11 protein-coding genes are annotated in these 12226 nt (G+C 33.3%); 5 read left to right on the top strand and 6 right to left on the bottom strand.

The features are described 5' to 3' along the window. Window positions 1-7 precede the first annotated feature (7 nt). From priA to BZ25_RS03615, 3 genes are all read left to right on the top strand, one after another. A complete protein-coding gene (gene priA, locus BZ25_RS03625) occupies window positions 8-2302 on the top strand; it encodes a primosomal protein N' (RefSeq protein ID WP_012209232.1) in 2295 nt (764 codons plus the stop codon). A gap of 84 nt (window positions 2303-2386) precedes the next feature. Beyond that, window positions 2387-2986 carry a ribosome hibernation-promoting factor, HPF/YfiA family gene (gene hpf, locus BZ25_RS03620; RefSeq protein WP_121515232.1) on the top strand — a complete coding sequence of 200 codons (600 nt, stop codon included), beginning with the start codon at window positions 2387-2389 and terminating at the stop codon, window positions 2984-2986. Between the two features lie 140 nt (window positions 2987-3126). Continuing rightward, on the top strand, window positions 3127-5643 hold the full coding sequence (locus BZ25_RS03615) for an alpha-amylase family glycosyl hydrolase (RefSeq protein WP_121515231.1): 2517 nt from the start codon (window positions 3127-3129) through the stop codon (window positions 5641-5643). Between the two features lie 59 nt (window positions 5644-5702). On the opposite strand, the gene BZ25_RS03610 is transcribed toward BZ25_RS03615, so the two are convergent. Next, a complete protein-coding gene (locus BZ25_RS03610; protein WP_012209229.1) occupies window positions 5703-5945 on the bottom strand; it encodes a glutaredoxin domain-containing protein in 243 nt (80 codons plus the stop codon). 286 nt (window positions 5946-6231) lie between these two features. Between BZ25_RS03610 and BZ25_RS03605 the strand changes: the two genes are divergently transcribed. Beyond that, window positions 6232-7059, top strand: a complete 828-nt coding sequence (locus BZ25_RS03605) for an alpha/beta fold hydrolase (protein WP_147429932.1) — start codon at window positions 6232-6234, stop codon at window positions 7057-7059. Window positions 7060-7081: 22 nt separating this feature from the next. Here BZ25_RS03605 and BZ25_RS03600 read toward each other — a convergent pair whose 3' ends face one another. Further along, window positions 7082-7612 carry a hypothetical protein gene (locus tag BZ25_RS03600; protein WP_121515229.1) on the bottom strand — a complete coding sequence of 177 codons (531 nt, stop codon included), beginning with the start codon at window positions 7610-7612 and terminating at the stop codon, window positions 7082-7084. Between BZ25_RS03600 and BZ25_RS03595 the strand changes: the two genes are divergently transcribed. After that, window positions 7599-8045: a DUF123 domain-containing protein gene (locus tag BZ25_RS03595; RefSeq protein WP_121515228.1), complete on the top strand. Its 447-nt coding sequence runs from the start codon at window positions 7599-7601 to the stop codon at window positions 8043-8045. The genes BZ25_RS03600 and BZ25_RS03595 overlap by 14 nt on opposite strands. Here the strand turns inward: BZ25_RS03595 and BZ25_RS03590 are convergent. The 4 genes from BZ25_RS03590 to BZ25_RS03575 form a co-directional block, all read right to left on the bottom strand. After that, the gene (locus tag BZ25_RS03590) at window positions 8035-9276 is read right to left on the bottom strand and encodes a hypothetical protein (RefSeq protein WP_121515227.1); all 1242 of its coding nucleotides are present in this window, start codon (window positions 9274-9276) and stop codon (window positions 8035-8037) included. The two genes, BZ25_RS03595 and BZ25_RS03590, sit on opposite strands and share 11 nt — an antisense overlap. Window positions 9277-9425: 149 nt before the next feature. Continuing rightward, window positions 9426-11135 carry a penicillin-binding transpeptidase domain-containing protein gene (locus BZ25_RS03585; protein ID WP_121515226.1) on the bottom strand — a complete coding sequence of 570 codons (1710 nt, stop codon included), beginning with the start codon at window positions 11133-11135 and terminating at the stop codon, window positions 9426-9428. Then, window positions 11116-11529 carry a hypothetical protein gene (locus BZ25_RS03580; protein ID WP_103065419.1) on the bottom strand — a complete coding sequence of 138 codons (414 nt, stop codon included), beginning with the start codon at window positions 11527-11529 and terminating at the stop codon, window positions 11116-11118. The genes BZ25_RS03585 and BZ25_RS03580 overlap by 20 nt, the downstream gene beginning before the upstream one ends. Before the next feature lie 19 nt (window positions 11530-11548). After that, entirely contained in the window at window positions 11549-12226 is a 678-nt protein-coding gene (locus BZ25_RS03575) for a hypothetical protein (protein WP_121515224.1), read from the bottom strand.

Genomic DNA, 12226 nt, shown 5'->3' with positions numbered 1-12226 from the left:
GATTTAGATGTATTATTATGAAGTAATCCCCATAGGACAAATGGTTTTTAATGGGTTTACCTATAAAAGCGATAAAAAATTAGAGATAGGTCAAAGAGTTATCATTGATTTAAGAGGTAAGTTCCTTCCTGGTTTAGTTTACAAAGAGTCTGAAACTACAGAATTCGACAAAATAAAAGAAATCGCATTTCCATTGGATAATAAGAGTTTTTTAAATGAAAAGCACATCAAACTTATGGAAAAGGTAAGCTCAAAATTTATGGCTCCTATTGGGGAGGTTGCAAGATTGTTTTTTCCTCCTCTTTCTTCGGATATTTATAAACTGAGAATTACACCAAAAAGTTCTTTTTCTCCTATTCAAAAGCCTATTTTTTACAAGCAATTTTTAAAATCTTTTGATAATGCTTCAAAAGCCAACAAGCAGTTAAGAGAATATTTAGATTCAAATTTAATTGAGATAGAACTATACAGAAAAGAAATTACAAAGAAAATAGATAAGTTTGTTAGCCTAAAAATGGACTTAAAAGAGATGTGGAAGTTCAATGTGTCAAAATCTGCCAGAGAGGTAATAAATTATCTATCCATAAACGGTGAAACCTTAGAAAGCGATCTGTACTCACAAGGTATTTTGAAAAAAGGTTCCACCGTTTTGAACACTTTATGGAAAAAAGGTATAATTGAATTATCTGAAGGTTTCCCAATTTACGAAGAAAATACAGAAATTTCTTTAAATGATGAACAGAGGCAAGCAGTTGAAGCAATAAAAGCAAATTCTGATAAACCACATTTATTGTATGGGGTTACGGGGAGCGGTAAAACAGAAGTATTTTTTGAAGTTGCAAGGCCTATCTTGGAAAATGGCGGGAAAGTCCTTCTTTTAGTGCCAGAAATCTCTTTAACCTCGGAGCTAATGATCAGGTTAAAAAAACGATTTGCTAACTACAATGCAGCGTTTTACCATTCCGGACTTACAAGTAGCGAAAGAGTACAAACTTGGTACAAAGCCGTGAATGGTGAATTGGACTTAGTCATAGGAACAAGAAGCGCCATTTTCATACCCATGAAAGATTTAAAAATGATTATAATCGATGAAGAACATGATCAATCTTACTATCAGATAGAAAACGTTAGTTACGATGCGATAGATACGGCTTGTTTTAGAAAAGATTTAGAAGACATTCAACTGATACTTTCATCAGCAACACCACGAGTGATTGATCTGTACAAGGCAAAAGCGAACTTTTTTTATCTTGAAAAAATACATACAAGGTACTTTACCGAAATGCCTGAAGTCCAAATAGTTGATATGAAAAAAGATGAAAAATATAACTGGATATTCAGCAAAAAGGTAGTAGAAAATATAGAAATTTCTTTGAAAAAAAACAAAAAAGTAATTGTTTTCACGCCAACAAGAGGATATGCCAATTATGTAATTTGCAGCGACTGCGGATATATATTCAAATGTGATGAGTGTGATGTTTCATTAACCTTTCATAAAAATGAAAGAAAATTAAGATGCCATTACTGTGGAAAGGAAAGTGAATTACCAAATTTTTGTCCAAAGTGTGGAGGCTTTAAACTTCAAACAAGAGGTTTCGGTACGGAACGGGTTATGGCTGAATTGGCTAAATTGTTCCCTTCACAACCTCTAGTAAGGGTTGATAGGACGGTTATAAAAACATTCAAAGATTTACGAAACACTTTTAATTTCATGAAAGAACCAGGGAAAAAGATCGTTGTTGGAACTAAGATGATCACTAAAGGTTTGGATATTCAAGATTTAGATTTAGTAGTCATTCTTGACGCTGACAGATATTTCAACTTTCCTGACTACAACGCTCAAGAAAGCACAGCCTCTTTGCTGATGCAGGTTGCAGGAAGATCTGGCAGGAAAGAGAAAGGCAAAGTTATCATTCAGAGTTTTCAACCAGAGAATCATATTTATAAATCTTTAATTGATCATAATTTTGACCTAATTGCAGAGAATGATCTTGAACAAAGGAAAATATACGGATATCCTCCGTTCGTCACATTATTTATGATTTTAGTGAACAACCCTTCCGCTGACAAAGCAAAGGCTAAAGCAAATGAAATCGTCGAAGAGTTGAGTAAAATTGAAAATCAAGTTGATATTGAAATATTGGGACCCGTTGTGCCAATCATTTCCAAATTAAGAGGGAATTACAGGTATCAAATCATTATAAAAAGTAAACAGAAAAATCATGACTTTTTATACTCAACGCTTAAAAAACATTTTAGAGACATCAAAATTTATGTTAATCCCCCCACTACGTTAGTATAAATGTTACTCTGAAAACAATATTCATATTTAATGCTAAAATATAGATATAAGTATAGCAACTATTCAAATCTGGAGGTGATTTAGATGGAGTATAAAATTTATACAAAGGAAGTAGAACTTACCGAAGCTTTAGAGAATTATATCGAAAAAAGAATGAGTAAACCAGACCATCTGCTCAAAAAACATCCTGATATTGTCTCTCCTTCTGATGTCAGAATAACAAAAGAGAGGGGCATATACAAAGTTGAAATAACTACCCATGTTAAACCTCTAAGTAAAATCATAAAAGTAGAAGAAAGAAGTAACGATCTTTATGAAGCTATTGATGAGGTAACAGACTCTTTGGAAAGAAAAATCAGAAAACTAAAGAATCGTTTACAAGAACAAAGTAGAACAGATAAAAAGGCGCGTATGGAAATAGAACAAAATCTTCAAAATCCTGACATTAAAAATCTTGATTTAGCTGAAGAAAATGAATCAGAAATTGAAGAAAAACCTGATGCTCCAAAGATTGTGAGAACAAAAAATTTTGATCTAACTCTTATGAGCGTTGAAGAAGCAATGTTACAAATGCAACTTTTAGGCCATTCATTTTTCGTTTTCAGAAATCCAGACAATGATGCCATAAGCGTTCTTTATGAAAGAAAAGATGGAGACTTAGGCCTCATAGAATTCAATGAATAATCTTTAAGCACTTAAAGGGATGCACAATGCATCCCTTTTTGTTATGCGTATTACTTGGATTTGCACGTCGCTCAAATTTATGTTATAATTTTTTAGTAAAACGTTTCCATTATTACAAAAGTTAAAAGGAGGATGGAGAAATGAAAAGATACTTAGGTTTAGTAACATTGCTTCTTTTTTTAGCTTCCTTTGTTTTTTCTGGAACACCTTCTCCAAATTGGGAAGATCAGATTATCTATTTTGTTATGATAGACAGGTTTGCAAATGGAGATACTTCCAACGATGTACTAACAGATTCAGGAATAGAAAGTGGAATGGTGAACTCAAAGTACAACGGTGGAGACATCCAGGGTTTGATCGACCAGTTAGATTATATAAAAGAATTAGGGGCAACTGCAATCTGGGTTACACCGCCTGTCGCTAACCAATGGTGGGATGGAAGTGTGAATTATGGAGGTTATCACGGTTACTGGGCAAGAGATTTTAAAAAGGTAGAAGAACATTTTGGAGATGTAGAACTTTACAAAAAATTTGTAGAAGAAGCTCACAAAAGAGGTATGTATGTAATTCAAGATATCGTAGCGAATCATACGGGTAATTTTTTGATTTACAAAAACGGACGATATTTTTTAAACAATCAAAGTGTTCCAACAAACAAACCCGACCAGTATCCTTTCAATATGAATGATTATAACGATCCAGAACAAAGAAAATTGAATGTTTATCATTGGCCCTCTGAAATTAAAAATCCAAACCAATATAATACCGAATTTTCTCAGTTAGATGATTTGAACACTGAGAATCCTTTAGTGATTGAAGCTTTGAAAGATTCTTACACTTTTTGGATAGAAGAAGCGGATATAGATGGTTTTAGGATAGATACCGCTATATATGTTCCAAATGAATTTTGGGAAGAATTTTTAAATGGAGAAAATGGAATATATGAAATAGCGCAAAAAGTTGAAAAAAATGATTTCTTAACTTATGGTGAGGCATGGATAACACCTCAACCGTTCACGAACGTAGCGGAGAAATCTTTAAATGAATATATGGAAATTGGATTTAATTCAATGTTAGATTTTCCTCTTCAAACGGATATCAAGCGTGTGTTTAAAGAAGGAAAACCAACATCTTACTTGGAGTATAGATTAAATCAAAGAGAAACTATGTACAAAGATCCTTCAAGAATGATAACCTTTATTGATAATCACGATATGGATAGATTCCTAAAAGGTTCTGATATAAACAGTCTCAAGCAGGCCTTAACTTTTATATTTACTATTCCTGGAATACCAACTATTTATTACGGTACCGAACAAAACTTTGTTGAAACAAGGGCAGCAATGTTTGACCAGGGATTTGCTTCTGGAGGAGTTGACCACTTTGATACAACAACACCTACCTTTCAGTACATCAAAGAATTAACTGAATTAAGGAAAAATATACCAACCTTCAGATATGGAAAAGTAGAAATTCTTTTCGCAGATGAATTAGGTCCAGGACCTTTCATTTATAAAGTAAAAGATGAATCAAAATCTTATATTATTTTGATGAATACATCTTCCAATAAAAAACATGCTACAGATGTTGATTTAGGGATTGATGAAGGAACCGTTCTTAAACCCATTTTAGTAAACAATATGATTAACAAAGAAATCGTATACTCTTCGCCTTTGAATATCTTGTTAAACGCTAAGGCAATCGGTATATTCGAGGTAACGAATGAAATTAACCCTGTCAAGGAAGAAGAAGTATCTGTAGAAATTACAAATTTAGAAGAAGGTCAAACCTTCTCTGAAAACTTCGTATTAAAAGGAACAGCATCAAACGCAAAATCTATTCAGGTAATCGTTGATCGTGAGGAAAAGGAATATGCTAAAATCAATCTCACACAAAAACAAAATGAACCTTGGGAAATCCCAATAAGCATCTCGGATTTCACACCTGGGCAACACAACATATTCGTTAAAGCCTACGGAAGAACTCCATTAATAGTTGATTATTCAGAAAGTTATAATATTAATTTCGAAATTCCAATGGTGACTCTTAAAATAGTTGAAGACTCTCTGGGAGACGATAAAGGACCTAATGGAACTTATTCTTACCCAAAAGACCCAACTTTCAACAAACAGATGGATATCAAAGAGGTTGAATTGATACAAATTGGAACTATGCTTAGGATGGTTGTAACTATGGAGAATGTGACTGATATCTGGAACCCTGCAAACGGATTCGATCATGTGACATTTCAAATCTTCTTCGACGACCCTGACAAAAAAGGAGCAGTAGAATTACCATTTCAAAATGCAACTACGCCTAATAGCTTAGATTGGGATTACGAAGTTTACGCAACTGGCTGGGGTATTAGCCTTTTCAGTTCAGAGAACTCATCAGCTAATAAATATGGTGATCCAATAACTCCTGCCCCTACTACGCAGGTTAATAAACAAGAAAATAAAATAACCTTTATGATTCCACTTTCAACACTTGACACAAGCGACCTTTCAGGATGGACAATTTATATAACAACATACGATTACGATGGAATCGAAGGGGTCTTGAGACCATTATCACCAAATGGAGGACCTTGGTCGTTTGGGGGAGGTAACCCAACCGATCCAAAGATAATGGACGATGTTTTGATAAAGATTGATTGAGAAAAAAACATAGGGTCTGCTTTTAAAGACCCTATGTTTTTATAATTGAAATTGTTTTTTTAGTTTATCCCCAGCATACTATCGATTTTGTTTTTATCAAAACCGATTATATACTGACTCCCTATTTGAATCACTGGAGTCCCCATTTGATGAGTCCTTCGAACTAGTTCTTCTGCTGCTTTTGGATCTCTTGAAACATCTACTTCACTAAATTTTATTCCTAGCTCTCTAAAATACGATTTGGCTTTTCTGCACCAAGGACAGTTTGGAGTTGTATAAACCTTTACTTTTACATGTTGCATGTTATCTTTCAACCTCCCATACCCTATATAGGTATTTTTTATTATAATAACAGAATTTTATAATGTTTATTTTAAGAAAAAGTAAATATAACTTTGTAAAATAGAGATGCATAAATGTCAATTACATGTATAAAATACGAGGTGATAAACAACGGACTACATATTTGAATATCCTAAACTTCCGATAAATTACAAAGTAAGAGAAGAAAACGATTATTCTGTTTACACTTTCCACACTGTGTACACTGATCCCATTTACAAAGAAAACGAAACTCAGGTAATTCATATGTTTAAACCTGAACAAAAAGTTAAAGGAGATATAATCTTTCTACATGGTATTGGACCAAACAACGTTCCATACCTTGAATGGTACGGGAGGTATTTCAAAAAATTTGGCTACAGAACGAGTGTTGTGATCCTTCCTTACCATCTGAGTAGAAAACCAAACGATGTAGAAGATGGTGACCCTTATTATTCACCTGAACCAAATGAGTGCACAGTACTTTTTCATAATTCTGTAAAAGATGTTCGAAGAGCAATCGATTTGCTTGAAACCTTCGATGATTTTTCGGAAAATCATTTGTACTTAATGGGGGTATCTTTTGGAGGAATCATTGGTACTATGAGTTTAGCTCTCGATAATAGGATTAAAAAAGGTATCTTGATGATCACTGGTGGGAATTGGAGATGGATAAACTTTTACTCACCATATACGGAAAAAGTTAGGGTAAGATACGCAAAAGAAAAAAATTCATTTGGTTGCGATTCCGAAGAGTTTTGTAAAAAATTTAGAAGTGATGCGGCTAACTTTGTAAAAAATAATATCAATTCTATAGATGATATATTCCAAAAAACACCTATTACTTGTTATCATTACGACTCGCTGAGTTATGCTAAGTTCGTTAATCAACCTGTTCTTTTTATAAAAGCTCTTTTCGATAAAATCATGCCACATAAAGCCACAAATGACCTTCAAAACTTATTACCAAATAAAAAAGTCAAAGGTCTGTTGGCGGGACATAAATCAAGTTATATATTCAAAAGAATTGTGGGGCGTTGGGTGATTAATTTTATAGAAAAAGACCAGCCCCAAGGAGATATCGGAGAAAAGTAATAAAAGAGAAGAAGTTTTAGAATCAAACCGTTAGATCCAAAGTTAATCCTAAAATAAACTCCAAATCTAAAGAAGAGCTGTTACTTTTATAAATTTCTAAAGATTGAAGGGTGCTGATTAACTTTTTAATTTTTTCTGGATCCGTTTCTGTTCTTAATTCATTCGTTATTTTTTGAATTTCTTTTTCGATCTTTTGCTTTATATCTTTTGTTTCCTTGGTGTTTTTCTCTGTATTTTGCAGTTCATAAACGGGATTTTGTGGAGAACTTTTATCTGTTTCTTTTCTATACAGAATAACAGCTTTAGATTTTCCTCCAACGGCAGCTAAAAATCCTCCCCTTCTTTTAAGATTAAGGTCGATGTCTGTATATATAACAATTCCACCTTTTTTCAGAGCCTGAGATTTAAATTGGTTTATATTCCCCAACTCATGGGCTGCCACCCTAAGTATACTCAAAGAAGCAGGGGAACTGTTAGCCAATCCAAGCTCGCCCGGGTCTAACTTGTAGCCCAAGTATGGGTTAAAATGCTCTGGCTTGATGGAGTCAATCATAAAAATCACCTTTCTCTTGGGAGGGATAAAGACGAATAAAGGATCTTACATTTTACTGATTGATATAAAAAAAGACTTTACAGTAAACTTACATCACAAAGAGATAAAGATCAACAAAGGATTGTACGCCTATATAGGTTCTGCTATGAAAAACCTTTACCAAAGAGTTGGCAGACATATGACTTTCAAGGAGAAGGCATATCAAAAACACTGGCATATAGACGGCATTTTAGAAAACAATGAAAACAAAATAATATTTGTCGCGATGCTCCCTTCAGATAAACGCCTTGAAGAAGATATCTCCAAAGAATTTGCTGAGAAATTTCAGTTTATTGAAGGTTTTGGTGCATCTGATTTAACTGTAAAATCAAATCTTTACCTCGTAGATAATATCGACTATTTTTTTGAAATTATTAAGAGTTTTATTCTTTAAGTACAGTTTTAATTGTCATCCTTATTTTTACCTCATCTATTATATCGAAGACAATATCAATTTTACCTTTTTCTGAGTTGTTTTTTAAATTTTGATAATTTCCTTCTACTTGCATTTCTTCTATTTCGATATTGGGTTCAAACATACTCAAGTTAACGATTTGTCGATCATAGCTGAAATTCTTGACTGTGATCAAAAAGTCTACTATTCGGGAGTTTGCCGATTTAACTTCAACATCCGACAATTTTTCTATCTTATATTGTACATCCCAACTCTCCCCTAAGTTTATCTTGAGCGTGTCTCCAACGGGAGTATCATTAATGTACGCTAACTTTATCGGAAAACTTTCATTATCGAATTCTTCGTGTATCCAGACTTCTCCCGAAGGTAATTCTATCCCTAAACCATTGTATTTTGTGTTTTCTATGTGTCTTATTATCTGAGTTTTTGTATAATTTGGTATATTAGAGTACAAAGAAAAATTAACTACGTTTCTGTCTTGGTATGATAATATATCGTTTTGAGATATCCTAACATTCATTAAAGTATTTTGAAAATTGACTTTTCCCAAATTCATTGTATAAGTTTGACTTAGAATTGCCTCTTTTGCAACCATTCCAAAATCATCTTCATTTACCATACGTGTGCTACTCAATAACTTTGTACTCTCTATGTAATCACGAGAAGACAAGTTAAGATATTCATTAACTAAGTATAGGTTGGTTTGCCCAACAGGAACGCCGTTGAATTGAACGTTTTTGTTGAAAGTTCCATCACTTTTCATTTCATAGATAACTTCCCACGAACCTTCTCCTCTTAAAGCAATTACAGCACTTTTAGGGTTTTTCAATAGAATTTGAGTAGTGGGTTGGATCTTATCTTTATTCTTTTCATCGGTAACGCACCAATGATTTAATTGAGGGTTATAAAATAGAATTTCATTTGTTCCAATGATCTTGTAAACATTTTCATCTATGGCTTCAATAGATTTTTGAGTGTAATCTTCCAATGAAGCTATCTTAAAAGGAAAGTGTTGATACACCTTTTTAAGTTCCCAAGAATCCACTCCACTGATCCAAAGTACATCAAAACCATCAGGAACAAGGAAGGAGGTTTCGTTAGAAACGTTATAGAACAGTTGAACGTCTTTAAAGATGAAGGTATAATTCTCAGACAAAGCCGTCATACTTAAAAAAACGATGAGCATCAAAAATATAAACATTTTCTTCATTAACATCATCTCCTTGTGAATTTTTGAAAGGACCTGGGGTCCCAGTCATGTATGGGAGAGCTCAGCCCTGTGATCCTTTTTTAAAAGCAGAATTTTCTTTATAACAGTATCTATATCTATAGCGCCCTTCCCCCGCTCCCCACCCTTTTTTATTGAATATGATATTTTTCAAGTAGATCATCGAGTATCTCTCTCGCAATAGGTGCTGCACCGGTGGACCCCATCCCTCCATTTTCTATTACAACCACAATCGAGTACTGTGGATCATTTGCTGGTAAAAATCCAGCGAACCATGAGTGAGCAGGTTTTCCACCTCCTACTTCTGCGGTACCTGTCTTTCCTGCTACCGTTATTGGAAAATCCTTAAACGACTGATAAGCAGTACCTTCTTCACCAGCTGATCCACTGAAAGAGGTCACTTCTACCATACCCTGATAGATGTATTTTAGATATTCTTCGTTCATTTCGTATGAATCTCTCAGTAAAGGCACGTTTTTATTTATAATCTTTCCGAAAATATCTTCTTCCCTTTTAAATAAGCTGAATTGATAATATTCTCCTTCTGTAGCAAGAATATTATATATTCTTAGAATTTGAAGTGGAGTCATAGTGATGTATCCTTGACCTATATACGTTAATAATGTTTCTCCTGGATACCATATAGTATCAAATTTCTCATACTTCCATTCAGGGTCTGGAAAAATCCCATTTTTTTCATTTGGTATTTCTATACCTGTTTTAGAAGTAATATCAAATCTATCCGCGACATTTTTCAAATAGTCTATTCCCAACTTTTCACCAAGCCAGTAATAATAAGAGTTAACCGATGCCCTCAAGGATTTCACCAAATCGGTTTCACCATGTCCTAAAGTATACCAATCGTAATAAGATGCGATAACGTTACCTTGAGAGTTCTTTAAATCGTATCTTCCAGTGGAATTTATAGTTGCTTGTGGAGAGATTCCCCCTTCAAGGGCAGCATATGCAACAAACGGTTTTATAATAGACCCTGGAGGATACAATGCGGATGCAGCTCTATTTAACAATGGCATATTATTGTCATTCAAAATTCTTTGAAACTCTAAATTACTCATTCCTTGGGCAAACAAATTCGGATCAACCGAAGGATGACTAACAAAGACCAATATTTCTCCAGTTTTTGGTTCGGAGATTATCACCGAGCCATTGTAGTTATTTTCTTTTAAATAATTGTAGGCTTTGATCTGTAAATCTAAGTCCAACGTTAAATAAATATTATTCCCGTCAATAGAATGGGCTTGAGCAATTATAGGTGAAACTGATTCATTTGTAGCAATATTGACCATTTTGTACCCTGGCTGCCCCTGTAATTCTTCATCAAACACCAATTCTAATCCTGATCTTGGAGTACCTTCATTGTCCACATAACCCAAGACATGGTACAAAGATTCGTGGGCATACTTTCTTATATATCTTTCTTCAACTTGTAGATTTTTGTCAATGCTTCCTATCTTTTGAGCTGTTACAGAATTTATTTCTAAATTCACTCTTTTTTGAAAATTTAATTTATCTATTATAGTATACGGATTATCCACTACATCTTTCAGAACTTGATACAATTCAGCTTCTGTACCTTCACTCAACGTTCCTCCTAAATTTGTTAAGTTATATATCCTTTGGTTCCATGCTAACAAATTTCCATTTCTATCGTATATATTTCCTCTTTTAGGAGAATCTTTTACAATTCTTGTTGATAACTCTTGAACTTCCATTGAATATTTATCCCAGTTTAAAATCTGTAATTGAAATGATCTCGCAAAAAGTAAAGCAATACCCAAAAAAAATAAAGAAAACAGTATTTTAGCTCTTTTTTCTTTCATTGAAAACCAGCCTCATGTTCATAAAATATAATACAAAGACGATAATCATATCCCATAAAAAAGGATAAAGAGAAGAAGTAATGACACTCATATACAGCGACAAAACACCCACGTATATCAATGCTTTAATTAAAGTCATTTCCAATTGATGTAAGAAAAAGTTGATGAGAAGAAAGATGGCAAAAAAAATTATTGCAAGAAATCCCAATTCAAACCTAGAATTGAAATAGAAAATAGTATATATCAATACGAGGAAAAGAAGTCTAGTATCATCTTCTTCAAAGTTTGCCACATATAACGCAATTATAGGAAAAACAAAAAAAAGTATTTCTCCAAGCCATCTATCAAACGAAGCGGTAATGAGGGCTAATAAAAAATAAATTAGATACATCATATATTCTCACTTCTTTACTTTAGTAAGGAAAAAAGTAAACTAAAAAATCATCGATCATCACAGGGTTGAAAAGATAAAGATCTCCATATTTAGAAACAATTTCACCTGATAAAAATATACCTTCTTTTTCTCCGCTTTTTACATAATCGGGAAGATCCATGTTTAGGTGTTCGTCCATTATTACATTATAATTATCAGGTATTTCCACCAACAAATTACCTTTATCTTCTTTTATCAACACATCTACGACACCTATTTTTCCAAAAAAATCTTGGTTTCCCCAACCCAATTTTCTAACCACTACTCTATCTGAAAATGTATTTTCAACAAAGCCTAAAAGATTTCCATCTGTAGAAACGGCTAAATAACCTTTTTCTAAATTTCCTTCATTAGTCGTCAAAACGTTAAAAGAGCGCTCTGTTTCACTCAAAATTATACCTCGCGGGATCGTTAAATCTACATTTTCGATCTCTTTACTTTCAATTAAATAAATAGGTTGTTTTTTAATTTCATCTAAGATATTAGAAATTTTTTCACCACTTGCATTTCTTTCTGAAATCTTGAAATGAAGCGTTGAAAAAAGCATATCAACCGGGTAGGTTAGAGGTTTTAAAATACCTCCCAAGCTTTCAAAAGTATTAAATAAAATCGAAATAAAGATCAAAATTACTAAAAATAAAATCCCAAAATATCTCAT

This window comes from Petrotoga sp. Shatin.DS.tank11.9.2.9.3, assembly GCF_003665005.1.
GTDB classification, from domain to species: domain Bacteria; phylum Thermotogota; class Thermotogae; order Petrotogales; family Petrotogaceae; genus Petrotoga; species Petrotoga mobilis.
This window is presented reverse-complemented; position numbering and strand designations above follow the sequence as displayed.

What these genes read in the sequence shown, in the direction of transcription:
- priA (WP_012209232.1), top strand. Translation starts at nt 8, where the DNA reads ATGTATTATTATGAAGTAATCCCCATAGGACAAATGGTTTTTAATGGG.
- hpf (WP_121515232.1), top strand. Translation starts at nt 2,387, where the DNA reads ATGGAGTATAAAATTTATACAAAGGAAGTAGAACTTACCGAAGCTTTA.
- BZ25_RS03615 (WP_121515231.1), top strand. Translation starts at nt 3,127, where the DNA reads ATGAAAAGATACTTAGGTTTAGTAACATTGCTTCTTTTTTTAGCTTCC.
- BZ25_RS03610 (WP_012209229.1), bottom strand. Translation starts at nt 5,945, where the DNA reads ATGCAACATGTAAAAGTAAAGGTTTATACAACTCCAAACTGTCCTTGG.
- BZ25_RS03605 (WP_147429932.1), top strand. Translation starts at nt 6,232, where the DNA reads ATGTTTAAACCTGAACAAAAAGTTAAAGGAGATATAATCTTTCTACAT.
- BZ25_RS03595 (WP_121515228.1), top strand. Translation starts at nt 7,599, where the DNA reads ATGGAGTCAATCATAAAAATCACCTTTCTCTTGGGAGGGATAAAGACG.
- BZ25_RS03600 (WP_121515229.1), bottom strand. Translation starts at nt 7,612, where the DNA reads ATGATTGACTCCATCAAGCCAGAGCATTTTAACCCATACTTGGGCTAC.
- BZ25_RS03590 (WP_121515227.1), bottom strand. Translation starts at nt 9,276, where the DNA reads ATGAAGAAAATGTTTATATTTTTGATGCTCATCGTTTTTTTAAGTATG.
- BZ25_RS03585 (WP_121515226.1), bottom strand. Translation starts at nt 11,135, where the DNA reads ATGAAAGAAAAAAGAGCTAAAATACTGTTTTCTTTATTTTTTTTGGGT.
- BZ25_RS03580 (WP_103065419.1), bottom strand. Translation starts at nt 11,529, where the DNA reads ATGATGTATCTAATTTATTTTTTATTAGCCCTCATTACCGCTTCGTTT.
- BZ25_RS03575 (WP_121515224.1), bottom strand. Translation starts at nt 12,226, where the DNA reads ATGAGATATTTTGGGATTTTATTTTTAGTAATTTTGATCTTTATTTCG.